The organism is Ohtaekwangia sp. (assembly GCF_036568665.1).
Classification (GTDB): Bacteria; Bacteroidota; Bacteroidia; order Cytophagales; family Cyclobacteriaceae; genus Ohtaekwangia.
Map to the genome: position 1 here is coordinate 59,945 of NZ_DATCSD010000050.1, position 25,778 is coordinate 85,722.

Consider the following 25,778-nt stretch of genomic DNA (forward strand, 5'->3'; position numbering starts at 1 on the left):
AGTAATACGCGCTTTTCAATACCCCTAAAAACAAAAAACCGCGATAGTTCGCGGTTTAAAATGTTGAGAGCCCCCTGTCGGAATCGAACCAACGACCTACTGATTACAAGTCAGTTGCTCTACCAGCTGAGCTAAGGAGGCCTTTCTCTTCACGCCTTCTGCGTTAATGAGGGTGCAAAAATAAATCAAGTATGGATATCCGCAAATGTTTCTTTGAAAAATTACTGAAGAAAATTTCATTTTTTTTCGATACTGAATCCACTTTTCTATTGGAGAAATGAACAACTGTGTAGAAATAAAAAGTCTCACCCCTGTAAGTGAGTGAGACTAAATGACTTCGAATATATAAACCGTTCTAGATGGTTTTAAGCATCTTTAATTGATCTTTCAATTGCTTGAGGTGCTCAGTTGCTTCCCTGATCTTGTCGTTAAATTCAATGCGCACACTTTCGGCATTTTGCGAACGTGAAAAGAACTCCAGGTTGTTTCTCCAGAGAGCAATGTCGTTCTCCACCTTGCTGATCTTCTTGCGAATCGCCTGTTCTTTCTGGAAGATCTTGCGATCGGCCATCGGATCGTTCTTCAGATCGCTAAGCTGGTTCTCCAGCAACAGCTTGCTCTTATCGTCTTCGCTAAAGCCCTGTATATGGCCTACAAACTTATCTACGGCTTCATGGTAGCGGTTACGGATCGCACTGATGTCTTTGCGCGGAACAAAACCTATCGCGTTAAATTGATCCTGTAATTCTTTCAGTATATCCGCAGAGGCGGTACCTGCTGCTGCATGACTCTCGAGAGTCGTGCATATATCTTCTTTCAGTCTGAGGTTCTCGACCTGTTCGTTTTCTACTTTGCCATGCTGTGTGCGGCGTTGATCGAAGAAGTAATCGCAGGCATCTTTAAATTCCTTGAATACTTTCTCGCGAAACTTCTCCGGCACAGGACCCACTTCTTTCCATTTTTGCTGAAGTACTTTCAATTCATTGGAAGTCTTCTCCCAATCATGACTCTCTTTCAGCGCCAATGCTTTTTCTACCAGCTCATTTTTCAATTGCAGATTCTTCTCGCGCTCTTCATCGAGCTTCTTGAAGAAAGCATTTTTGTTATTGAAGAATGTTTTGAATGCACCCCAGAATTTTTTGTTGATCTCTTTGGCTTTTGCACGCGGCAATCCTCCGATCACTTCCCATTTCTTCTGTACATCGAGTATCTCTTTGGTCTTCTGATTCCACTCTTTAATGCGATCGGAAGTAAATGTAGAGAACTCCTGTACTTCATCGCTAAGCCTGGCCTTCAAATCAAGATTACCGTGAAGTTCCTGTTGTAATTTTTGAAGGTACGCATCACGCTTGGCATATACTGCATCGGATGCTGCCTTGAAGCGTTGCCATACTACTTCTTTATCATCTTTCGGTACAGGACCTATATGTTTAAATTCGTGATGCAGTTCATTCAACTCACGAATAGCATCTTTGATGATCTCGACATCGGCCAGTTTTTCGGCACGTATACAAAGCTCTAACTTCGATTCGAGGTTTCTCCTGCGATCAAGTTCCTTGAGTTCGAAATATATACTTTGATTATCGTAGAAGCGGTCTACCAGCGCATGGTAATTTGCCCACAACGTTTTTGCCTGTGTGCCCGGTACAGGCCCTATAACTTTCCATTCTTTCTGCAGCTCCTTGAATTGCTCAAACTGCTCATCCGAATTTTGAGAATCGGCCAGTACACGGATCTTCTCCAATAACTCCTGCTTTCTCCGAAGGTTATCATTCTTCTTCTCTTCCTGCAGGCGAAGATGATTCGTCTTCCGGTCGCGAATCAATTTGATGTTCGCATCGAATATAATATCCGATTCATCGCCTTTATATTCGAAGTCTTCTGCAGTACCTCCTGCAGCAACGAACTTCATCAGCGCTTCCGCTTTCTCTTTCTCGCGTATATCATCATATAGCGGTTTGATTTCGCGTATGATAGTATCGACACGTCTGAAGTTATCGTCTTTGGCAAGATCTCTGATAACATTGGCGAGTTGAACCTTCGAGTAATTACTGTAGTCAACATGTTCTTCTTCAAGCGGTTCGTCCGCTCCTTCATGATGATCTGCCAGATCAATCTCTGAGTTCAATGTATTGCCATGGTTCTCCGCCAACCCGGCCTCGTGAACATTTTCCTCTCGTTTATCTCTTTCCATTTCCATGGTCAATAAGTCAATCTAATGATACGCGCTTAGCGTAAATTTAACTAAAAAAGCCTAATTCATTCGCGGATCTACCGGGTAGTTGGAATATATCGAAAAACGCCCGCCCATACTGTCGAGTGCTTTCTTCCAAATCATAGAAGGTTCGGTATCGAATAACAGCTCATCGGTAGCGAAATCACATACGATCCATGAATCATCTTCCAGCTCTGTTTCCAATTGTCCCGGCCCCCAACCACTGTAACCCAGATAAAACCGTATATCTTTTGATTGAACGACACCTGTGTCTATCTGGGTTATCAGTCCTTCAAAATCTCCTCCCCAGTATACATCCTTTATTATCTGTACAGCATTTTCCAACACAAGGTTCCGATGAAGAAAATGTAAAGTATCCTGCTGCACAGGTCCTCCTACGTAAACGATGCCTTCAAGTCTTTTAATATCCTCCATCACTTCATTTACTTTAAGTATAGAAGGTTTGTTCACAACAAAGCCGAACGATCCTTCTTCATTATGTTCACACAACAACACAACCGTGCGCTCAAAATTAGGATCCGGAAGAAAGGGTTCTGATATAAGTAACCTTCCCTTCTCGGGCTTCAATTGATTTTTATACTTGAAAAACTCCATTAGGGTCTTATTGTATGACGGAATTTATCCATCAATTGTTATATGAATAAAATACTTAACCCTCATCTGTGCAAATTTTATTTCTGATGGCATACGAGGTTACAAATTGTGGTTCCTTAAAACGATTGTTAATCAGGCCGGAAAGTTTTAGAGGAACCAACACCTGCGTGTATAGTTTTAAACTCTAATTTTGATTCTGCATGAGAAATATCATGTTGAGACATTGTTGTAATGCAGACCTTTACAGACCATTACATCTTTACTTTTAAATTTTTAGATACTATGGCGGCCATCGCTGATTTGAGAAAAGAATATTCCAGGGCATCGTTAGATGTTGCTAATGTACTGCCAGATCCTGTTAAGCAATTTGAAAAATGGTTTCAGGAAGCTATACAAGCGCAAGTGCCTGAACCTAATGCCATGACGTTGTCGACTATCAATGCACTTGGCGGACCTTCCAGCAGAATCGTTTTATTGAAAGGTATTGAGAATAACAAGTTTGTATTCTATACCAACTATCAAAGTTCAAAGGGGAAAGAACTGGAGCGTGTACCAGCGTGCGCGCTAACATTCTTCTGGCCCGAGCTTGAGCGCCAGGTAAGAATTGAAGGTATAGCGAGTCGTGTAGATGCAAAAAGATCGGAGCAGTATTTTCAAAGTCGCCCGCGCGGTTCTCAGGTTGGCGCCTGGTCGTCACCACAAAGCACCATCATCAAAAATCGAAATATACTTGAAGAACGTGTTGAGCAGATTGAAAAGAAATTTGCCGGATATGAAGTATTACCCAAGCCACACCAATGGGGAGGATTTGAAGTGGAGCCTGTTATGATTGAGTTCTGGCAAGGAAGACCCAGCCGCCTGCACGATCGCATCCAGTTCAACAACGTAGATGGTTCCTGGAAAATTTACCGCCTGGCGCCATAGTATAGGTATATACATGCAGGTTAGTATAGGTATATTTCAGAAATGACTGCAGGCTTCAAGATGCTGGCCGCTAGTGGTGAAGTGTGAGATTAGTGGAGTCTCTTTACACTTCGGCATTCGTTAATCGATATTCCTTGTTCGATATTCGAAAAGCTGCTGGCTTCCGGCTACAAGCTACCAGAGATGTTGAGAATAGAAATGTGCATTCTATACTGCAACATTCGTAGAAGGCCTAACACACACGTGCTAACGCACCAACATAAAACACGTTATGCCAGATCGAAGAGATCATTTACCCCAATCAATCTCCTCACGGTAAAGCCTTCACCATGTGAAGCACCAATGGCGTGACCAAACTCAAGCGCGCGTGATTCGATCATTTTAAGAAAAGCAGGATTGGAAATATAGGTCTCTGGTTCTTTGCTTGCAGGATCAAAGAACTGCGACTTAAATGCTTTGATGGCGTCTATCTTGGTGTTCCAGTGGCCGGATATATCTACAACAAAATCAGGCTCAATGAGCAGGCTCTGTATATAGTGATATACTACTTTTGGTCGCCAGGGCTGTTGCAGGTTACCCTGCTCATCTTTGGTTTCAATCTTTACCAACCCTGAGAGAAAGCTTGCATCATACGCCAGCGATGCTCCTTTGCCATGATCGATGTGGCGGTCGTAAACAGCATTACACAACACAATCTCGGGCCTGAACTTTCGTATAGCCTGTACAACTTTCAATTGATGCTCAGGATCATTCTGAAAGAATCCGTCTTTCAAACCCAGGTTTTCCCGCACTGATACACCCAATATTTTGGCAGCGTTGGCGGCTTCTTCAGCGCGTGTTTCTACTGTGCCGCGTGTACCGAGTTCGCCTTTGGTAAAATCAACGAGCCCAACGGTATGGCCAAGCGCAATGTGTTTGGCAATCGTTCCGCCACAGCCGAGTTCAGCATCGTCCGGGTGTGCGGAAAGAACCAGTATATCAAGTTTCATTTGGTGGAAATGGTTAATAGCAGATCAATCAAGTTTGTTACAAACTTAATCAATCTGCTATATATCAAATGTTCGTGGAATTTTTATCAGGCGGTTTGCAGCTCTTTGGCTACCAGGAATTTCTCTGCATCGAGCGCACCCATACAACCTGTACCGGCTGCGGTAATTGCCTGGCGGTATACTTTGTCGGTGGCATCGCCTACGGCAAATACACCTTCTATATTTGTTCTGGTGGAACCTGGTTGTACTTTGATATACCCGGTTTCATCCATCTCGATAAAATCTTTGAAGATATCGGTGTTAGGTTTGTGACCGATCGCGAGGAAGAATCCCTGCAGGGTAATATGTTTCTTCTCTCCTGTTTTGTTATTGACTAAACGTATACCCGTTACACCATTGTCATCGCCTATAATTTCTTCAGTCTCAGTGTTCCAGTGTACTTCTATATTTGGTGTACTCAACACGCGGTTTTGCATGATCTTGGAAGCGCGCATCTCTTCACGTCTCACGATCAAATGTACTTTTGTACAAAGCTTGGCGAGATAGGTTGCTTCTTCTGCAGCTGAATCTCCGGCACCCACCACTGCTACTTCTTTACCACGATAGAAATATCCATCACATACTGCACAGGCAGAAACACCTCTGTTATAAAATTTCTCTTCAGAAGGAAGACCTAGATATTTAGCGGTAGCGCCTGTGGCTATAATAATCGATTCTGCTACGATCTCATCTTTCTCATCGATTGTTACCTTGTGTGGATAGCCCGAGAAGTCAACCGAGGTTACAAGACCATAGTTGATCTTGGTACCAAAACGTTCTGCCTGTTTCTGCAGATCAATCATCATCTGCGAACCATTTATACCTTCCGGATAACCTGGAAAGTTCTCAACATCATTCGTTGTAGTAAGCTGTCCTCCCGGCTGCCCTCCGGTATATAATACAGGATTCAGACCTGCACGAGCAGCATAGATTGCAGCGGTATATCCGGCCGGGCCGGAGCCAATGATGAGGACTTTCACTTCTTCTTTTGCCATAAATAAAATTTGATACGATAACAAAATAAAGGGCCTCGTAATTCGAGACCCTTAATATATTTCAAAAATTTTGGATTCTAACCCAGGTAAGGCTTCAAAGCTTTACTTCTGGATGTATGACGTAAGCGTCTGATGGCTTTCTCTTTGATTTGACGAACACGTTCGCGAGTCAGGTTGAACTTCTCACCGATCTCTTCCAGCGTCATGGAATGCTCACCGTTAAGACCAAAGTAAAGCGTAATAACATCTGCTTCGCGTTGTGTAAGGGTAGAGAGTGCACGTTGTACTTCTCTGCGAAGAGAATCGTTCATTAACCCTGAATCAGGTGTTTCTTCGCTGTCATTCTCCAACACATCCAGCAAGCTGTTCTCTTCACCCTGAACAAACGGTGCGTCCATGGAAACATGGCGACCTGATATCTTCATGGTATCGACAACTTCTGCTGTAGTTACATCGAGTACTTCAGCAAGCTCTTCCGGAGAAGGCTCGCGTTCATACTTCTGTTCGAGTTCAGAAAATGTTTTTGAAATTTTATTCAACGAGCCTACACGGTTCAAGGGTAAACGAACAATACGAGACTGTTCGGCAAGAGCCTGCAGAATCGACTGACGGATCCACCATACGGCATAGGAGATGAATTTAAAACCACGTGTCTCATCGAAACGCTGAGCAGCCTTGATCAAACCTAAATTGCCTTCATTGATAAGATCACCCAATGAAAGACCTTGATTCTGATATTGCTTGGCAACGGATACAACGAAACGGAGGTTTGCTTTTGTGAGTTTCTCTAATGCTATCTGATCACCTTCTTTGATACGCTTTGCCAACTCCACTTCCTCATCTGGCGTAAGGAGGTCAACCTTACCAATCTCCTGAAGGTATTTATCCAGTGACTGGCTCTCTCGGTTGGTAATTTGTTTACTGATCTTAAGCTGTCTCATGTTCCTTCTGTACTCTGTTTACGTTTATCTAACAATATACTGTTAAAAGTTAGTTCCTGTCAATTACTGGTCTACGATTATTCAGCCGCAGTTGTTTCCTTCTTTGGCGGACGAGGTAATAATACTTTTCTTGATAGACGGAACTTGCCAGTTTTTTTGTCTACTTCGATCAGTTTTACTTTTATCTCTTCGCCTACTTCCAGTACGCCTTCCATTGTTTCCAGGCGTTCCCATTTGATCTCTGAAATGTGCAGCAAGCCATCTTTACCTGGCATGAACTCCACAAATGCACCAAATGGCATAATTGACTTCACTTTTCCATCGTAAACTTCTCCTACTTCCGGAACCGCTACAATTCCCTTAATGCGTTTCAACGCAGCATCCATTACTTCCTTGCTGCTGGCAAAGACATTAACAACACCTTTGTTGTTAACCTCTTCAATAACAACGGTAGCGCCTGTTGTATTCTGAATATCCTGAACAACTTTACCGCCTGGACCGATTACAGCACCGATCATTTCTTTCTCGATGATGACGGTTTCAGCACGTGGTGTATGTGGCTTCAGATCAGCGCGCGGAGCCGCGATGGTCTTCTTCATTTCGTTGAGTATATGAAGTCTTCCTTCGCGAGCCTGCAGCAATGCTTCGTTCAGTACTTCGTATGTCAGGCCATCAACCTTGAGGTCCATCTGGCAAGCAGTTATACCGAACTCAGTACCGGTAACTTTGAAGTCCATATCGCCCAAGTGATCTTCATCTCCGAGAATATCAGAAAGTATAGCATACTTGCCTGTTTCGCTATCGGAGATCATACCCATTGCTATACCTGATACCGGACCTTTCACTGGTACACCGGCATCCATCAATGCGAGCGAGCCCGCACATACTGTTGCCATGGATGATGAACCGTTTGATTCAAGGATATCGGATACAATCCGTATGGTATAAGGATTCTTTTCGTCTGGAGGAAGCACTTGTTTCAGTGCGCGGAATGCCAGGTTACCGTGACCAACTTCACGTCTGCCAGGGCCTCTGTTCGGTTTTACTTCACCGGTTGAAAAACCAGGGAAGTTATAGTGCAGGATAAACTTGCTTGATCCGGAGATCATGGCCCCGTCTATCATTTGCTCATCGAGCTTTGTGCCCAGGGTAACCGTTGTAAGCGATTGTGTCTCGCCACGGGTGAAGATAGATGAACCGTGTGTTGAAGGAAGATAGTCAACTTCAGACCATATCGATCTGATCTCCCGAGTTTTACGACCATCCAAACGTACCTGTTCGTTAAGTGCCAGGTTACGCGCAGCCTTCTTTACAATATCTTTATAGTAACGCTTTACCAGCGCAATGTTCACCGTTGTGTCTTCCGGAAGAGATTCAAGATACTCGTCCAGTGGCTGAGATAAGGCTTCTGATCTTTGCTTCTTGTTGGTCAGCAAACGGGCCGCTGCTGCATATACCGGCTCATAGAACTTAGCCCACAACTCAGCACGAAGTGCTTCATCATTATCTTCGTGATTGTATACACGCTTTTCTTTTTTACCGGCAGCTTCTGCAAATTCGATCTGCACTTTGCATTGCTCGATGATGGTTGTGTGAGCCACTTTCAGTGCTTCCAGCATTTCAGCTTCGCTCACTTCTTTCATCTCACCTTCTACCATCAATATGTTTTCGATAGAAGCAGCAACGATCAGGTCTATATCTGCGCGTTCTTTGTCAGCCAGTGAAGGGTTAATTACAAACTTGCCATCGATACGTGCAACGCGTACTTCTGATATTGGTCCTTGGAAAGGTATATCTGAAATCGATAAAGCAGCCGATGCAGCAAAAGCAGCCAGAGCATCCGGCAAAGCATTCTCATCACCGGAGATCAGGTAGATCATCACCTGTGTATCTGCATGGTAATCGTTTGGGAAAAGCGGACGTATAGCGCGGTCAACCAAACGGCTGATCAGCACTTCGTAATCGGATAATTTACTTTCGCGTTTTAAAAATCCACCCGGTACTTTACCGGTGGAAGCAAATTTTTCTTGATAGTCAACAGACAATGGAAGGAAGTCTGTTCCTTCTTTGGCGTCCTGAGCCGATACAACGGTAGCCAGTAACATGGTGTTACCCATCTTCAATACAACAGAACCATCGGCCTGGCGTGCAAGCTTTCCGGTTTCAATAGTTATCTCGCGGCCATCCGGCAACTTGCAAGATTTAGTAATAACATTCGGTTTCATAAAATAGATGTGTTAGAGATGAATCCCGCACAGGATTTACCTCGTTTTTTAAAAATGCAAAAAGGGAACCTTTGTTCGGGTTCCCTTCGGGGAATGTAGATTTCTTATTTTCTAAGGTCGAGATCTGCTAGGATCGCCCTGTAGCGTTCGATGTTGGTGTTTTGGAGGTAATTCAGAAGCTTTTTGCGCTTACCTACCAATTTCATGAGGCCTTGTTGCGTAGCGAAATCCTTCTTGTTTTCTTTCAAGTGCTCGGTCAAGTGATTGATCCGATGAGTGAACAGGGCAATCTGCGACTCCGGAGAACCCGTTTCTTCTTTCTTCTTACCGAAGCCGTGTTTCAAAAACAGACCTTGTTTAATTTCAGTAGTTAAATACATCTCAAAAAATATTTTATCTCTTTATTTCAGCGGGCAAAGGTAAGCCAAAATGGCCGAATTATCCAAAAAACCATCAAACTTTCGAACAGATTTAAACCGGTTGCACCTTGTTTTGTTTTCTTTTCTGTGTAAACCATCTCTTCACTTTATCGGCTGCAACACTATAAAAATCAGCTTCAAAGAGGCGTGCATCAATGCGTGCCTGGCGTAGGAAGAACATTCCTGTAATAAATAAAAGAACGTCTGCCATCCAAACCCCGGCCGGGATACTCAGGCTCCCCTGCTTGGCCAGCTTCTCTCCCTGCATGGTGAGTACATAATATACTATAAAGAATAGTATAGATACCAAGAAGGGAACACCGAGCCCACCGCGCTTGATGATCGCCCCCAGCGGAGCTCCGATCAGGAACATGGCGATGCAGGCAAATGAACTGGCAAAGATCTTATGCCACTGTATTTCAAAGATGCGTAACTCAGTAGTATAATTATCGATACTGGTATTGGCGTTTTGAACCTGGCTTTTTACCTGGCGGGCCATGTTTGCTGCACCCTGCCATACATCTTGTGCCGGCTCTTTTAAAAATATACTATCTACTTTAGCCTGGAAGGCTGAATCGGATAGTATGATCTTCTTGGGAGGAACGGCCGGTATAACAGGCGTTACCTTTTTAGGCTTAGGCTTTGACCTGGAGCGATTACGCACCGGTTTCTTCTTTACAGTATTTAGCTTGGCAAAGTCACGATCGTCACGCCTCTTCACAGCAGTTTTATGGGTGTTCGGTTTCTTATCCGTATCTGCTTTCCTGGCGACCGGTTGAGATTCTGCTTTTTTAGGCTCCTCTTTTTTCGATTCTTCTTTCTTTATTACAGGCGGAGGTGTTGCTGCCTGCTGGGCTACCGGCTGAGGTTCTAATTTCATCTTATCACGATAGGGCAATGAGTTGATCGAATCGCGATAGCGTTTATAGTTTAATACCTCACGCGGCATGATGAGTGTATCTTTCCGAAAGTAAAAACTGAAGTAACTCGGCCTGTATAAATAGTGTGTTAAGCGTTGGCCCATAACCTCGCGGCTTACAGAGTCTATATCTCCATCCAACTGACTGAGGTTACGCATGATTCGGTTATTCTGAAACCATTTCTTATCGGTGCGATCCATCTGGAATGATGACAGATCGAATACTACTTGTGTCTTATCAAATTTACTTCGACTTAACGTCTCCGGATTTTTATTTCGCTTCTGCCCCACTACTTCGCGTTCGTTGCTGGCGCCTTCTGTATAATTGAATCCATTGAACAACTCGAATTTAAGATAGCGCTCATTTAGTATAGTCTGCATTCTTCCCGAATCAGCGATTGTTACTTCTTTATTGCCATCGTTCTTCCGGTGATCATATACTATCACATCTTTCAGGGTAATACCATCCGGAAATTTCTTGTTTACCTTGATGCTGATATCATTTATACCATTATAGAAAGCCCCTTCACGCAAGTCGAGTGCAGGTTTCTTTTGTTTGATATCGTAGAGAAGACTATAAGCTTCCAGTGCAGCTTTCGGCACCAGGTCATTGTTCGCATAAAAAGCGACAACCGTTAATCCCAGCACAAAAATGAAAATAGGCAACAAGGCTCTCACCAACGAAACACCCGAAGCTTTGATCGCGGTGAGTTCAAAATGTTCTCCCAGATTTCCGAACGCGATCAGCGATGAAAGTAATACGGCCAACGGTAGGGCTGTGGGCACCGTGAATACAGCAAAGTGAAAAAACAATTGACCAAGTGTCCAGTAATCTAGCCCTTTCCCAATGATGTCATCAAAGTACTTGAGCATGTTTACGTTGAGCAGAATGAAAACAACTACCAGGAAGGTGATGAGGAACGGGCCGATAAATGCACCCAGTACGAGTTTGTCGATTCTTTTCATGGTTAGTCCTGCGCTCAAAAATAACGCCAATGCCACGGAATTAATCACGATGGAGAATAAAAAATGAAATTAAAGTCTCTCCATCCACATGTTACCTGAACTGGTGTGACTGAAAAACATGGAGAACAGGTCTGAAGGATCGGCTCCCGAAGTTGAAACTAAGAAATTGGCATACAAGAAGTTGATTCTATACTTCTACCAAAATTCCGATTTACTATAGAAGGCCGGGCACGGTATAAGTTTATACTTTCTGCGATTCTTATCGTTGCGAGCAGGAAGTTCGTACGTGAGTGAAAGTTCGTGGGCTCCTCCGGAAGAAGTTTCGAGCTTGGAGATAGTAAAGTCGTAGCTATACCCTACGGTCAGGTTCTTCAAATATAGTCCGGTAAAAAGGATCAGTGCATCCTGCTCAAGTGCATTGGCTACATTTTTGGAGAACGGCTTTCCCCGATACCACACGCCTACTGAGACAGGATCGACATGAAAGTTAACGCCCAGGTCAAGTTGTGAGAACGAAGCACCCTGCATACGGTAAATGAACGAAGGTGTCAGATATACTTGCTTGCCGGAGCGTGGCCCCTGACTCAATTCCAGTTTCATACCCGCATGTATGGCGGTCTTCATAGCAAGTCGGCTCTCCTCTCCTACAACCGAAATGTTCGGGCGATTCATGTGCATGAACGATGCACCTAACCATAACTTCTTCGAGTATAGTAAAAAGCCAGAGCCAAAGTCAGCATAGTTAGGTCTGCCGATTTGATCCAATGCCGGATCGAGCGATGTGCCATTATACTCCAGGTCATCGCCCATGCGAAGTTTAGAACGATCTATACCATTGGTACCATAACCAAAAGAAAGGCCCGGAGAGAATACCAGCTGATCGTTCAGTTTTACTTTATAAGAGTATAATATACTGATCGATGTACTCCGCCAATTAGCAGACCCCATTTTATCGGATGTGACCAGAACGCCTATACCACTGCGTATCGAGTTGATAAATATATCGTACGATGCAGCATAAGTAGAAAATGCCTGTGGAAGACTCGGCCACTGCAGGCGATGATTTACCACTAAACGCTGGCGTGGTGTTATACCGGCAAAGCCCGGGTTCAGATATAGCGGTGCCTGGTAATATTGTGAGAACTGCGGATCCTGCGCGAAGGCAACACTGGAGATAAATATCAGGCAGATTTTTATAACGATCGATTTCATGTTAGTTGTTTCTGAAATATGCGAGTACGTATGCCGGGCGATCTATCGAATAAGTGTAACATCGCCTACGCGGGTAATGCGTTGACCATCCGATTGCGTCAGGGCTATTTTATATACATATACTCCTGCCGGCATAAATTTTCCATGGCGGTCGTATCCATCCCACCCTATATCTGTATCGTGACTTTCAAAGACCATGGAACCCCAGCGATTAAATATTTGCAGCGTATATTCGGTGGCGCCTTTTATTTTCGGCAGGAACACATCATTGATACCACCGCTCACCACCCGACCACCGGAAGGACCAGCCGGACTTGGCGTAAATGCATTGGGTATAACCATCGATCCTCCAACAATCGCAGTTACTTCCTGCTGAGCCGAATCGTAGCAGGCAAACAGACCATCTGTAATGCCATCGCCATTTATATCCTGATCGCCATAATCTTTACCGGCACGCAGTGTTACGGTATATTTCCCTTCCGTAGTATAGGCATACCGTGGTTCGAAATCGGAAGAGACGCCTCCGTCACCAAAAGACCATTGGTATATATCGGCCCCGGTGGAGAAGTTCATGATCTGAAGTTCGGTATCAGGAACATAAAGAAGATCGGTACGCACTTCAAAAGCAGCATCCGGCACATCAAACACTTTTATACCGGTAAATTGTGCATCAGCCGATTGGCCTGACACGGAATAGTTCACATTCAGGTATATATCATATATACCCGGACTGGTAATGCGAAATACCGGAACACGCAAGTTGGAAGTAGTAACCAATACACCCTGGTTATATAACTTCCATAAAAAAGTATCCGCACCGGTCGATGTATTGTTCACCACTATATCTACCGGAAAACATGCAGCCGAGGGTGTAGCCGTAAAAGACGCTGTTAATTCAGACACTGGTATACGAAGCACCTTTGTGACGGATGCCACACAGTATTCATCAGCCTGTGCAGCCAATCGGTTCACAGCACTTAGCGTAACATTTTTGGCTCCTGTAGTTTGATATTGTACGGTATAATGTATACCATCATCACTTACCAGTGTACCGTGCAATCCGAAATCCCAGCTATAGTTAAAGTTCTGTGGCTCGATAGAACGACTGGTATTGGTAAACGTAACTTCCGATACTTCGCCCTTCAGCGGCACAATCGTACCGATCTGGAAATCTACCGTTGTGCCCTGGTATACATTAACTTGTTTTTTATATACTGCCTGGCAACCTTCCTGGTTTGACGCCTCGTATACGATCTCGTAAACAATTGGATCTTTCATGGTATAGTTGTTAAGGGTATAATTTACTGTATGTTGTCGCGGCTGCTCATCCAGTCGTGCAGAAGAACCGAGTTCACGATAATACCAGGTGCCTTTATCAACACCCGAAGAATTATCGTAGAAGGTAATGGTTTCGCCACTGCATAGCGATGTTTCTCCTGTTACAATATTGATCGCTATAGAGGGAAACACTGTTACATCAGTACTGGTATATTTCTCCATGCAGGCCGGGTGTTTGGCAAACAACTTCACGTTATAGATAGCAGCATCTTGCGTGGAGCTTGTAGGGAAACGATGTTTGACTTGCTGCAGACCCGTTGCTATAGAACCTGACTTAAATTCGCTGATTGTTCCATCGGCCCACTCCCAACGGTAGTCAACACCATTATCAACTTTCCAGGTAAAGGTAAATTCTCCGCCATCGCATTGCATACTGGAACCTGTTACCGTGAACTCCGGATTTACCTGGATCACCTGCACAGACACGGGTGCCGGCAATTGTTTTACCTCACAACCATTGCCATCTGTTACTGCTGTTATCGTATAGGTATCATTTGCTTTTACACTGGGAATTGTGATCACCGTGTTCTTTCCGCCTTGACGTTTTGGAGATATACCCGCTGTAGCAGAAGTATAGATATACTCGATAGGCGCTGTGCCGGTGGTAAGATCGAGCAGTAACGACAATGGTTCGCCATAACAAATCTGTGGAGTGTTTGTTTTGAATGTTACTTCGGGTGTTGGATTGATCGTGATGGTTATCTTCTCTGTTTTTCCCTTCACATCGCAGGAAGAAGGTGTGCCATGCAACGTAGATATACTTCTCACCAGTCTCCGATAATAGTGTTGTTCTCCCTGCGGATTTGCCGTGGTGAGTATAGAAGGATCGTATGATTTACCGATAGCATTAGGTATGGTGCTCCACGCGGCATCATTGGTTACATCGCCACTCAAAGATTCCTGCCACTCATAGGTATAATTACCGGTGCCTCCGGATGCAGGAGCGATTTCCTGTATGGCAGCAGGATGGGTACCGGAACATATACTCTGATTGTATCCGATAAGTCCGCTATACAATACCGGTGGACTTACCAGGAATGCTGAAGTGGGTTGTGATGTGCAGCCGTTCGCATCCAGTATGGTAATTGTATAGGTGCCGGCTGTGAGGCTGGTGAAAGTAATACTTCCTCTCCCCTTTAGATTTACTATATCGGTGCTGCCGGCTTTGGTAAGTATAGCAGTATAATCCTGCGCAGTGTTACCGCCCGTAAAGAATACAGTAATGGAACCATCGCTGGCATCTTTACAACTTACATGGAAACCATTGGCATCGGCCGGTATAGTTACCTGGGTGACAGATACCGGTTCCGGTTGTGTGAGCACCTGTGTGTTGGATGTTGCTTCACAGCCATTGGAATCTTTTACGCGAACACTATAACTGCCTTGTCCGAGGTTTTCAAATATACCATCGATGTTCGGGTCTGTTATACCGGTTTGCAATATTTTATACTCGGTATAGGGTGTTGTGCCTCCCGTTACGGTAGTGCGCAGTATACCGTCTTTCTGCAGGAAACAGCTTATCGGTTTATCGATTGTGAGTATAGCTTTCGGAGGATCGATAACAGTAATCACTTTTGCTGCTACCGGGCTTGCACACACCGCATTGTTTTCACGCACGGAAAGAACTATATCTTCCGTTTGGAAATTCACCAGTATATTACCGGTAGATTGTCCTTCAATAATATCAGCGCCCCCCGCTGTATTATCCGAAGCTTTGCGGATTTCCCAGTTATAGGTTGATGATGGATAATTATTCGGTGATACATAGAATGCTACAGAAGTATTGTTCTCGCACACTACATCGGCTCCCCGGATCAACGGAGTGGGCGGAGCCGGCAACACGCGGATCTCTTTTTCAATAACAGCACCACTGCATCCATTCAGTTCTGCTCGCACTTTTATCTTGCCGGTATATATATTAGGGAATTGCAGCATCAGGTAAAAGTCGTTCACCTGTCCACCACCAAAAACTTTGAATTGTGTGTTTGGATCATCCGGCACTTCCCAATAATATTTAGCTCCCGGTATAGGCGACACCTGGTATATTTCAACCGGAGACAACGTTGAGCCTTTACACACAGACTCACGACCATTGATGGCGATAAGTGATGGACTACCATTGATCAGAATAGTAAGTTTAGCAATGGCTACGCACACCGGTGCATCGGTATACGAAACACGTGCATATACTTCTCTTTTACTGGTAACGTTAATGTTACCTATAACAGGCGATGTATTGGCAAGCGCATCAGCTTCGCTATTATACCACGCTATTGTTACCTGCTGTTCCGGGGTAACAGCCGATGTATACCTTGCATCACGAAGATCTATACCGGACACGGTAAGGCTGCCGGGCGTCTCTTCACAAAATGTTACCAGGCCATTGATCACGCGTGGTAACGGGCGTACGTTGACCGTTACCCGGGCATCGCTCGTGCAGGCTGTATTTAACTCACGTACACGTGCTATATATACCTGCCCGCTGGCTACATTTACCTGGGGCGATCCGGGATTCGTTATTACTATACCAACCGGTGGCGCAGCATCTTTATACCAGGTAATCTCTCGCTCCGTTGCATTCAGCGTAGTGACAGCGTTTTCATAGTTGGAAAGTGTTACACTGGTAAATCCGGAATTTACTTCACACTCGGTAATGCCTACATCTTTTACCTGCGGTGGTGTTACGCGCTTTAAGGTAATCGATGAGGGTTCCGATATGCATTTGCCACTAACACTTGTTACCGTCCACGTTACAATGGTGCTTGCAGGTACATCCGGTAAATTCCGTACGGTAGTATTCGGATCACGTGGATTATCGAACGTAACGCCTGCCTGTGTTGTGCTCCATTGACCACTGGCACCGTATAGAGGTTCCGTTGCGTTCAGCTTTGCAGCATCACTGCAAATGTTTAGCAAGTCTGTTCCCGCAATAGCTTCCGGCTTGCGATCTATATTGATCGTAATTGCCTGCTCCACCGTTGTACACACACTCGCAGCATTGGGTTGTGCTGTGAGCTTTACCTGAACGGGCACCCCCATTATATAGTCATCCGCAGAAGGTATATAGGATGCTGCCACCGTATATATACCTGAACCGCTGATAGCACTGGTTGTTATCGTTCCCTTACCGGATATGTTTACCCACGATGCCTGAGCGAAAGGCCCATCCACTGTACCAGTCAACGGTATCGGTTCCAGTTTTACAGCATCCAGACATATAGCGGGTATATCGGAAGCTTTTACGCGTACAGGCTCATCAAAGCGAATGGTTACATCATCCGATTTTACAAAGCAATTATTACCACCACTGCTGACCGACCAGCGAAAAGTATAACTGCCATATACCATTGCCGCTGCTCGAAGCATGATTGAAGAAGTTGGAGATGAAGGATCGAGTATAGCAACATTGCATACATCGCCGCTGCAACCACCCGGACCGCTCACAATAGTCCACGTACCGGAGCCAATAGCCGGTGCGTTGCCTTCCAGCTCTGTCTGTGATCCGCAGACGGCTTTATCATTTCCGGCATCCGGATCAGAAGGAGTCGTTCCGAAATCAATGATCACATCATCATTGCTGGAACACATACCATTGGTTACCGTCCAACGCATGCGATATACGCCGGCATACTGTGCCTGTATCGTTATAGCGGTATTGGGGTCGTGTAGATCGGTTGTGAATGTCGGGGCCGGGAGACCCGCGGGCACGCTGGCGACATACGTCCACGTTCCGCTTCCGGGTGCAGGATCGCTGGCATTCAGTGGAGCAGAAGTCAGCGAAGAACAAACGAACTGATCCTTCCCCGCATCAGCCTGGAGAGGCTCTGCAAAAACTTCAACCAATTCTTCATTACTGAATACTTCATTACATCCGCCATTCTTTACCACAGCACGGAATGCATATTTTCCCGCTGCTAAAATTCCAGGAGTTATCGTATTGGCGGATGCTGCACCGGTATAGGGAGTATAACTTCCGGCATCTTTCTTTACTTCCCATCGCACAATGTCGCCTGTGTTTCCCGAAAGCGTTATTGGATCAATAGCCGTACTGGCACATACATCGCTCACTGTGGACAACGTACCGGCTACTGTAGGGCGATAGATACGAATGTTAAATACTCGGGACTTCAAACACGTGGGTGCCCCGGTATACTGCCGATTAACAGTAATGGTGCGGTCTACATAGAGTGCAGTACCAAAACTGGCTATAGCAATGTTGAAAGTAGCAGAAGATGCAGTGCTCGATGCAAGCGTTACACCGCTCGATCCAGCCCAACTATAAGATGTTGCACCTCCTACAGGTTCTACTACAGGAGCCGGCAACGATATGGTTAACGTACTGCTGTTACATACAGCTGTTGAAAGCGCTATAGCAGGATCCGGTATAGTCAGTGCTTCGCGGATGGTGCGAACCACCAATGTCCTGGGGCTCTCACAATTGGTAGCACCGGCCGTAGTGGCCTGTTGACTTACCCATGCTTTTAATGCCACTGCCGTTGTATTATTTACCCAGCCGGGATGTGCAGTAACCGCCAGTGTTTTACTGGTAGCAATCAATTTACCCGGACGATCGGGCCCGGGTATATTTTCATACCAGCGTACAATATTGGCTGCAGGTACATTGCTTACAACAAATGCGGAAGGAGTTGTTCCATTACAAACTGTTTGGTTAGTGGCTGTGGGAGCAACCGGTGGCGCTACAATTCTTATATAGGATATTCTTACAACCGGAGCGTGATCGCCATTGGCAACATCGGCCGGAGGGCCTGGTATAGCAGGATCATCGTACGGATTGCAGAAGTTCCAATAGCGTAAAGTTATAGCAAACACATCACCTGCTTTTGGAAAGCCTGTACCAAAACCACCGGGTGCCGTGATGCGAAGTGTGGGTCTTCTGCGGGCATCGTCTACATATACCGGACTAGCCAGGTATGCTATACCACGCGGGTCACTATAGTTGGCCTGTATATCTGCACCACCGGTGCCGGTAACTGGTACACCATCTATAGCTATATTCGGAATCTTGCTGCCGGTAACAGGCGTATTGTAAATGATCTGCTGCCAACGGTTCTCAATATTAGGAGACTCTATCGGGTTGGGAGGTTGCTGCATATATAGCGAACTGCAGTTCCAGTTGGTTGCATCATCAAAAACAACATCAATGTTCTCGCCCTCACACACCAGGTGTTCCGTAAGTTTTGTAACAGGCGATATAAGACCGACTGATCCTCCGTTGAAATCATCTGTACGCCAAGAAGCAATTTTCTGCAACTGTCGTGTAGTCGTGCAGAATTTTCCGTTGTATCGCATGGTAATAACCACCGGATATTCGCAATTACTTTCTGAGGGAAAGGTATGTGTACGGGCAGCCGAATATTTCGTATCACCGGTAAGCAAGGGTATAACTTCGGTAGCGCTTCCGTCACCCCAATCGTATACCAGCTCCAGCACACCTGTCGGTACAGGAGACGTGAATGATACGTTATAGGTAACATTCGCATTAACCGGAGCACAAAGCCCTACGGGAAATTTATTACTGCCAAGAGAAGTAACGGTGGGAAGTCCTTCGCACTGCGCGGATGCCTTTGAAAAACGGAGCAGCATTACACTAACGAGCGCACAAGACAATACAAGTTTTACACCTGATAATGTACTCATGATTGGGGGTTGTTTTTTAAAAAAATTCAGGATACTGCTTACTTACAAATTCAGCTAAAGACAATCTCCGACATCGCAGCTCAAATAATATTCGCCAGGGCAGAGTAGAGAAAGAAGGGCGAACAGCAACACGGTAACCTTAGCGTGTTAAACGTATGTTGATATGTATCCTGTAAAAATTATAATACAAAAATGACAGGTGCCACAACGTATATTCCTGATGAAAGGAACCGGAACCTTACGCAGGTTGCCGCAGGGATAAATATCAGGATTCGTACATAGAGTATATATAGCTGTAGAGATTGTTACTCACATGCCGTTATCCATTTTAATTAAGCGTTGCTACAGGTAGTATATGCGTGCAACCATTTATGCGTTTGGCGCATGTTGATTCCATGCAAGAATATATACTGCTTAGGGCATCTATATAAATATAAACTATAAATGTTTTATTTCGATACCCGTCAGGCTATTTTATTTCTGAACATACTCGTATTGAAATCTTCTACATAATGTATCCATTCCGAAAGTGTAAGAATTGTATTTGATAAAAAGAATAATGTAGTACGACTACGAGCAGTTAACCTGCAAACGTTTATCTAATCAACATACGATGTCTCATCTGGTGTCAATAGAAATTTTTCACATCAGTTTGCAGCCCCTTTCCTCAATTCAGAATGTATTCAGAATTGCCGCTTTACTTGCCCCCATGTTTCTATCAGGTATAGCACTATTTATATGTGCCTTTATTGCGTTTTCGCTTAGCGCGGTTTGTGGTGGTGGCGCGGGACTTCTTATGATCCCTGTGCTGGGTTATGTACTTCCGGTAACACAAGTACCGGCAGCACTTTCTATTGGCACGGTATCATCTTCTGCCTCACGCATTATTGTTTTTGCTGCTCGCATACGATGGGATATTGTACGATGGTTTGTACCTACAGCTATACCGGCTGTATTTATAGGAGCATGGCTTTTGCGCTTCGTTAACCCGCTATACCTGGAGATCATCATGGGTATATTTCTGATCAGTAATTTACCCTTGCTGTTTCGTAAGGAGAGCAGTAAGAATGATACGCACAAAACATCGCGTGTATTGCTGCTCATTATTGGATTTCTCGCAGGCTTTCTTTCCGGACTTACCGGTGCTGTGGGCTTGCTGTTCAACCGCTTCTACCTGCGATACGGACTTACGAAAGAAGAGATCGTAGCCACGCGCGCTGCCAATGAAATGATCCTGCACGTGATCAAGCTGGCACTCTATATATCGTTTGGTCTTATGACCATGAAAGTGTTATTGTTTGGAATTATCGTAGCGATAGGCGGACTATTATCCTCACAATTTATGAAATGGGGACTTCCCCGTATCAGTGAATTTTTCTTCCGCAAAGCGGGCTATACTTCCATGGTATTATCTGGTATAGTAATGCTGACGCAATCCGGGCAACAATTAATAACAGAGAACAACGCTAACTTTTCATTCGCTCCTGTTTCACAAGGTATAGAATCGAAAATACAATGGCAGCAAGCCAACCTGTCTATTGAATTTGAATATGATGGCGGACTGGAATACGAACGCGAGATACCACTCACAGACCTGGCACCCGATCATCAACAATATATAGCCTCTCAGCAAGGCAATGCCGACCATGTGCGTATCGAAGAAGTGTTCAGTATGGATAGCCATTCGTATGAGGCCTACTTCTTTGAGAACAATAAACTTATCAGGAAAATAGATTTTGCCGTTACACCACGAGGCGAGATGCTATCCGGGATACTGTATCCAACCAGTTTATAATTCCGCTTTCATTCATACCCAATCGTATGCAGTAAAAATACTGTGGTATACATCATTATACCAACGTCAAAAGCAACGTATAGCTGCTCTATTTTTGTGTATTATTTATTCAACACAAAGGTATGAACAAGTTTAAAGGAAAAACAGTAGTAATAACAGGCGGTAACAGCGGTATAGGCTATGCCACAGCAAAAGAATTTAAGGAACAGGGTGCTACCGTGATCATCACCGGACGCAGAAAAGAAGCTATACAGGAGGCCGCACAATCTTTAGGAATAACCGGCATAGTGGCTGATCAATCAAAAGTAACCGATACAGAAGCACTCGCTGCACAGGTGAGCAAAGAGTTTGGTAAAGTAGATATACTCTTTATCAACGCAGGCGTGGTAACAGCTTCTACTATTGAATTGGCTACTGAAGCACAGTACGACAACATGATGGATATAAATCTGCGTGGAGCTTTTTTTACACTAAGCAAATTTATACCGCATCTGGCGGATGGCGCATCCGTTGTGTTTCTCTCATCTAACACGGCAAGCATGACCAGAGCCGGATCATCGATTTATAGTGCCAGCAAGGCAGCACTCAATTCGATTATGAAGACTGCAGCGGTGGAACTCGCTCCGCGCAACATCAGAGTAAACTCCGTAAGCCCCGGTCCTACTGAAACCGAGATCATCGACAAAATGGGATTTGATGAACAAACTGTAAAAGCTATAAAAGAAGATCTCATTACAAAGATACCGTTGCACAAAATTGCCAGCGCAGCAGATATAGCCAGTATGGTAGCCTATATATGCGGAGACGCTTCCAGTTTCATCACCGGCTCTAATATCATTATGGATGGAGGCATGGTGCTGGGGTAGTTCGTGTCGTTAATCGTTATTAGTTAACCGTTAATAGTTGTTCGTGTGTGTGAAATCCATTTGCACGGAGTAATACAAAGGAGACGCAGAGTTATACAAAGCATAATTCTGCGTCACTTGGCTCCCGATAGCTATAGGGCTAACACACTCACTCCTCACACCCACGATTAACGGATAACAATTAACTATTAACACTTCCCAGATCAAACGGCAGCGTTCTCACGCGCACTCCCGTTAGATCAGCAACAGCATTTGTCAAGGCAGGAGCAAACGGAGGCAGGGCAGGCTCTCCTACTCCTCCTGCCTTTTCTTCATTGTTCATAATATATACTTCTATAGGGGGCGTGTCGGTTAAGCGCGGCAAAGTATATTTATCGAGATTCGTCTCTGCTACTTTGCCATCTTCAAAATGTATAGCGTGTTTTACTGCAGCACCTAATGCCATTACAACACTTCCTTCCACCTGCGCGCGAATAATGTCAGGATTAACATACCAGCCGCAGTCTATCACAACAAACACCTTATCAATTGCTATACTTCCATTTCCCTTCTTCGAAACTTTCACCACCTCTCCCACGATACTCCAATATCCTTCCGTAAAAGCCACACCCCATCCATCATGCTTCTTCTTTCCGCGCCATCCGCTGAACTCTTCCAGTTTATCCATCAGTGCTGTATATCGTGGCGTGGTCACATGACGCCTGCGAAAATCGAACGGATCAACGGCAGCTTTTATAGCCAGCTCATCCAGAAAACTTTCATAGGCAAATACATTGGTAGATAAAGATATGGAACGCCACCACATCACAGGTATAGGAGCATGCAAAGGAATAATGGCAGAACTTACCTGAGGAATGGCTTCTATAAGAGGTTGCCACAAACCTTCCAGTATATCCCGCTGTGGAGATATAGTGGTTGGTGGTTTTACTTCCCACCCCAGGTTTTGCCCGGCACGTCTCGAATCAAATGCCTGTATCTTTCCCAACTCATTTAATACTGCCCGACATCTATATACTGCTCCCGGCCGATAAGGTCCTGTGCGCATATCATCCTCCCGTGTCCAGATAACTTGCACGGGTGCTTTGATGTGCTGTGATATAATCACTGCTTCATGTGGATAATCCGGTGAAGCTTTTCTTCCAAAACCACCACCGAGAAAAGTCATGTTTACTTCCACTTTCTCTACCGGTAAATTGAGCCTCGCACTAATATCTTCCTGTATCCAGAGTACATCCTGTATCGGGCCCCAGATGGTACACGAATCTTCTTTTACATCGGCAATACAATTAACCGGTTCCATACAACAGTGCGACTGGTATGGCGTTTCATATATAGCCTCTGCCTGCATAGATGCCTGCCGGTATAGTTGCTCAAACTTTTCAGCCGCTGGTAAATTGATAGTTTCCCTTTTCGCATCTTCATGCATCTGGGTATATAACTGCTCCGAGCTATATTTCTCAAAGTCGGTATCATCCCATACTATACGAAGTAATTTTCTCCCTTGTATAGCAGCCCAGGAGTTGGTAGCAACAACAGCAACGCCTTCCTGCTCATGGCCCAATACAATACGTCCTGTTTTAAATACGTGTGTAACGCCCGGTACTTTTCGTGTTTCGGTATCATCAAAGCTTTTTACTTTGCCGGCATATCGCGGGCTGCGTTCTACAACCGCATAGTGCATGCCCGGTAATTTTTTATCAAGACCAAAGATGGCAGCACCATTTACTTTGAGCGGAGTATCTTTCCGGGGAAGAGGCTTTCGCACAACTTTATAGTCTTTAATCTTCTTCAACGGTACGGCTACGGGCGGTGTCAGATGCGAAGCTTCTTCTACGAGTTCGCCATAGTGATATTGGTTACCGGTAGGTTTGTGAATGACCTTTCCTTCTTCGGCATAACAGGTGGCTACAGGCACGTTCCATTTTTTAGCGGCCGCGGAGATCAGCATCTCACGCGAAGTTGCACTCAGCTCCAGCAATTGCTGATACGAACCGCGAATGGTAACGCTGCCATCGTAGATCGTTAGCAGACTTTTATACCTGCGCTGTATGCCCGTGGGCGATACAATATTTACCTGGTCTATGTTTACTTCCAGCTCTTCTGCTATGATCTGCGGAACCGACTGATAAGAGCCCTGCCCCATCTCGGCACGATGGTATACCAGCGTTACTTTTCCCGAAGTATCAATGCTGATCCAGGCATTGAGTGCGACAGACGAACTGTTCACTTCATTTATATTAATAACCTTTCCTGCTGTTGCTGAGGTTGCCATACTATATCCCAGCGCCAACGCGGCCCCGGAATAACCCGACAGTTTGATAAAGTTTCTTCGTGTAATGGCAGATCGCTTCATATACAGTCGTCTTTTGGTCTATGAAGTTATACCTGAAAATCCAGCGCAGGGCATCTGAATGACAACGTGCCGAATATTATTGATGAAAGGAACGCTATACCCGGTTACAGAACAAAGCACCGCTCAGGCCGAATTAGTTTGGAGTTGTTGAGGGGCGCCTTTAACTTACTGACTTGTATGACGAGAAGTAACAAACTCCGCTGGACGCAACTGGGTATTATTACCATCGCTTGGCTGTTGTTAGCCATTTTCATGACGGTGTACGATCACCTCGTGCTGCACTCGGCCTACTCAACCGGAATACAGGAGCAATATTCATTTTTACTCTCCATGTTCTTTAATATGGGCTCAGCCTTGATGGGCTCGCTGCTGGGAGGAAGTTTCCTGGTGTTTTATGTCAATGTAAAATTTCAGGACAAACCGTATGGCTATACGGTTGCGGCAGTTATCCTGTGGTATATTGTCGTTATATCACTCATTATGTTAACGCTGGGGCTGGTAGCCGTGCCGTTGCGTACCGGCAAACCTTTCTTTGACCCGGCATCACAGGAAGCATTCAGTAATTTTCTGCACGATACTTCTCGCACTAAAAATATTATGTACTGGCTGGTGGTTGTGGCCTTCACACAACTTGTACTACAGATCAACAATAAATTCGGGCAAGGTGTATTCTGGAAAATTATCCGCGGATTATATAACACACCTCGTGAAGAGACACGCATCTTTATGTTTCTCGACCTGAACGCATCTACTACCATAGCAGAGACGCTGGGGAATGAAAAGTACCACGAGCTCCTGAAGGACTTCTTTGCTGACATAACATATCCGATCCTGGAGAACAAAGGCGAGATATACCAATATGTAGGCGATGAAGTAGTAGTAGCCTGGACTTATAGGGATGGCGTTGAGAACAATCATTGCATCAAGTGCTTCTTCGATATCAAGCAACACATTAACAAGAACGAGGCCATGTATAAACAACGTTATGGTCTGGTGCCCTCTTTCAAGGCGGGTATTCACTGTGGCAAAGTAATAGCCGGTGAGATCGGCATCATCAAGCGTGATATTACTTACTCAGGCGATGTATTGAATACTACCTCGCGTATTCAGCAGCTCTGCAAGGAGTTTAAAAAAGAACTCATCGTATCAGGCGAGGTACTCTCCGAGCTTCGTTTACCGGAAAGCTATCGCACTAATCCTTTGGGCTCGATTCAGCTACGGGGTAAAGAAAAGCATATATTGGTGAACGAGCTTTCTGCCGGTGCATAATTCTATTTTATCTTCGCCCCCTTTGTATACTCTATAAAAG

General features: G+C 44.9%; 15 protein-coding genes and 1 tRNA gene. 4 read left to right on the forward strand and 12 right to left on the reverse strand.

All coding sequences use genetic code 11. The features are described from left to right. Positions 1 to 68: 68 nt before the first annotated feature. From VIN08_RS02705 to VIN08_RS02715, 3 genes are all read right to left on the reverse strand, one after another. Positions 69 to 141, reverse strand: a tRNA-Thr gene (locus VIN08_RS02705). 214 nt (positions 142 to 355) lie between these two features. Beyond that, complete coding sequence (locus VIN08_RS02710) at positions 356 to 2,200, reverse strand: DUF349 domain-containing protein (protein WP_331959840.1); 1,845 nt, start codon at positions 2,198 to 2,200, stop codon at positions 356 to 358. Positions 2,201 to 2,254: 54 nt separating this feature from the next. Continuing rightward, entirely contained in the window at positions 2,255 to 2,830 is a 576-nt protein-coding gene (locus tag VIN08_RS02715) for a YqgE/AlgH family protein (protein WP_331959843.1), read from the reverse strand. A 282-nt stretch (positions 2,831 to 3,112) separates the two neighbouring features. Between VIN08_RS02715 and pdxH the strand changes: the two genes are divergently transcribed. Then, complete coding sequence (gene pdxH, locus VIN08_RS02720) at positions 3,113 to 3,754, forward strand: pyridoxamine 5'-phosphate oxidase (protein WP_331959846.1); 642 nt, start codon at positions 3,113 to 3,115, stop codon at positions 3,752 to 3,754. Between the two features lie 269 nt (positions 3,755 to 4,023). On the opposite strand, the gene bshB1 is transcribed toward pdxH, so the two are convergent. The 8 genes from bshB1 to VIN08_RS02760 all read right to left on the reverse strand — a co-directional run bounded on the left by bshB1 (position 4,024) and on the right by VIN08_RS02760 (position 19,455). Further along, entirely contained in the window at positions 4,024 to 4,743 is a 720-nt protein-coding gene (gene bshB1 / locus VIN08_RS02725; protein ID WP_331959849.1) for a bacillithiol biosynthesis deacetylase BshB1, read from the reverse strand. Positions 4,744 to 4,829: 86 nt separating this feature from the next. Then, a complete protein-coding gene (gene trxB / locus VIN08_RS02730) occupies positions 4,830 to 5,777 on the reverse strand; it encodes a thioredoxin-disulfide reductase (protein WP_331959852.1) in 948 nt (315 codons plus the stop codon). A 77-nt stretch (positions 5,778 to 5,854) separates the two neighbouring features. Then, the gene (locus VIN08_RS02735) at positions 5,855 to 6,718 is read right to left on the reverse strand and encodes a sigma-70 family RNA polymerase sigma factor (protein ID WP_073130761.1); all 864 of its coding nucleotides are present in this window, start codon (positions 6,716 to 6,718) and stop codon (positions 5,855 to 5,857) included. A 77-nt stretch (positions 6,719 to 6,795) separates the two neighbouring features. Further along, a complete protein-coding gene (gene pnp / locus VIN08_RS02740; RefSeq protein ID WP_331959863.1) occupies positions 6,796 to 8,943 on the reverse strand; it encodes a polyribonucleotide nucleotidyltransferase in 2,148 nt (715 codons plus the stop codon). A gap of 104 nt (positions 8,944 to 9,047) precedes the next feature. Then, positions 9,048 to 9,323, reverse strand: coding sequence for a 30S ribosomal protein S15 (gene rpsO / locus VIN08_RS02745; protein WP_331959866.1), 276 nt, complete (start codon positions 9,321 to 9,323; stop codon positions 9,048 to 9,050). A gap of 91 nt (positions 9,324 to 9,414) precedes the next feature. After that, the gene (locus tag VIN08_RS02750) at positions 9,415 to 11,247 is read right to left on the reverse strand and encodes an LptF/LptG family permease (protein ID WP_331959870.1); all 1,833 of its coding nucleotides are present in this window, start codon (positions 11,245 to 11,247) and stop codon (positions 9,415 to 9,417) included. A 195-nt stretch (positions 11,248 to 11,442) separates the two neighbouring features. After that, positions 11,443 to 12,459 (reverse strand): type IX secretion system membrane protein PorP/SprF, encoded by a 1,017-nt coding sequence (locus VIN08_RS02755; RefSeq protein ID WP_331959873.1) that lies wholly within the window; start codon positions 12,457 to 12,459, stop codon positions 11,443 to 11,445. 42 nt (positions 12,460 to 12,501) lie between these two features. Beyond that, entirely contained in the window at positions 12,502 to 19,455 is a 6,954-nt protein-coding gene (locus VIN08_RS02760; protein ID WP_331959876.1) for a gliding motility-associated C-terminal domain-containing protein, read from the reverse strand. A gap of 709 nt (positions 19,456 to 20,164) precedes the next feature. On the opposite strand from VIN08_RS02760, the gene VIN08_RS02765 reads away from it, so the two are divergent. Next, positions 20,165 to 21,250 (forward strand): sulfite exporter TauE/SafE family protein, encoded by a 1,086-nt coding sequence (locus VIN08_RS02765; protein ID WP_331959879.1) that lies wholly within the window; start codon positions 20,165 to 20,167, stop codon positions 21,248 to 21,250. 122 nt (positions 21,251 to 21,372) lie between these two features. Further along, entirely contained in the window at positions 21,373 to 22,116 is a 744-nt protein-coding gene (locus VIN08_RS02770) for an SDR family oxidoreductase (RefSeq protein ID WP_331959882.1), read from the forward strand. A gap of 181 nt (positions 22,117 to 22,297) precedes the next feature. On the opposite strand, the gene VIN08_RS02775 is transcribed toward VIN08_RS02770, so the two are convergent. Further along, positions 22,298 to 24,469 carry a xanthine dehydrogenase family protein molybdopterin-binding subunit gene (locus VIN08_RS02775; RefSeq protein ID WP_331959885.1) on the reverse strand — a complete coding sequence of 724 codons (2,172 nt, stop codon included), beginning with the start codon at positions 24,467 to 24,469 and terminating at the stop codon, positions 22,298 to 22,300. A 177-nt stretch (positions 24,470 to 24,646) separates the two neighbouring features. On the opposite strand from VIN08_RS02775, the gene VIN08_RS02780 reads away from it, so the two are divergent. Beyond that, the gene (locus VIN08_RS02780) at positions 24,647 to 25,738 is read left to right on the forward strand and encodes an adenylate/guanylate cyclase domain-containing protein (protein ID WP_331959888.1); all 1,092 of its coding nucleotides are present in this window, start codon (positions 24,647 to 24,649) and stop codon (positions 25,736 to 25,738) included. The last annotated feature ends 40 nt before the right edge of the window (positions 25,739 to 25,778 follow it).

What these genes read in the sequence shown, in the direction of transcription:
- VIN08_RS02760 (WP_331959876.1), bottom strand. Translation starts at nt 19,455, where the DNA reads ATGAGTACATTATCAGGTGTAAAACTTGTATTGTCTTGTGCGCTCGTT.
- VIN08_RS02735 (WP_073130761.1), bottom strand. Translation starts at nt 6,718, where the DNA reads ATGAGACAGCTTAAGATCAGTAAACAAATTACCAACCGAGAGAGCCAG.
- bshB1 (WP_331959849.1), bottom strand. Translation starts at nt 4,743, where the DNA reads ATGAAACTTGATATACTGGTTCTTTCCGCACACCCGGACGATGCTGAA.
- VIN08_RS02750 (WP_331959870.1), bottom strand. Translation starts at nt 11,247, where the DNA reads ATGAAAAGAATCGACAAACTCGTACTGGGTGCATTTATCGGCCCGTTC.
- rpsO (WP_331959866.1), bottom strand. Translation starts at nt 9,323, where the DNA reads ATGTATTTAACTACTGAAATTAAACAAGGTCTGTTTTTGAAACACGGC.
- VIN08_RS02755 (WP_331959873.1), bottom strand. Translation starts at nt 12,459, where the DNA reads ATGAAATCGATCGTTATAAAAATCTGCCTGATATTTATCTCCAGTGTT.
- VIN08_RS02715 (WP_331959843.1), bottom strand. Translation starts at nt 2,830, where the DNA reads ATGGAGTTTTTCAAGTATAAAAATCAATTGAAGCCCGAGAAGGGAAGG.
- VIN08_RS02765 (WP_331959879.1), top strand. Translation starts at nt 20,165, where the DNA reads ATGTTTCTATCAGGTATAGCACTATTTATATGTGCCTTTATTGCGTTT.
- pdxH (WP_331959846.1), top strand. Translation starts at nt 3,113, where the DNA reads ATGGCGGCCATCGCTGATTTGAGAAAAGAATATTCCAGGGCATCGTTA.
- VIN08_RS02710 (WP_331959840.1), bottom strand. Translation starts at nt 2,200, where the DNA reads ATGGAAATGGAAAGAGATAAACGAGAGGAAAATGTTCACGAGGCCGGG.
- VIN08_RS02775 (WP_331959885.1), bottom strand. Translation starts at nt 24,469, where the DNA reads ATGAAGCGATCTGCCATTACACGAAGAAACTTTATCAAACTGTCGGGT.
- VIN08_RS02770 (WP_331959882.1), top strand. Translation starts at nt 21,373, where the DNA reads ATGAACAAGTTTAAAGGAAAAACAGTAGTAATAACAGGCGGTAACAGC.
- trxB (WP_331959852.1), bottom strand. Translation starts at nt 5,777, where the DNA reads ATGGCAAAAGAAGAAGTGAAAGTCCTCATCATTGGCTCCGGCCCGGCC.
- VIN08_RS02780 (WP_331959888.1), top strand. Translation starts at nt 24,647, where the DNA reads ATGACGAGAAGTAACAAACTCCGCTGGACGCAACTGGGTATTATTACC.
- pnp (WP_331959863.1), bottom strand. Translation starts at nt 8,943, where the DNA reads ATGAAACCGAATGTTATTACTAAATCTTGCAAGTTGCCGGATGGCCGC.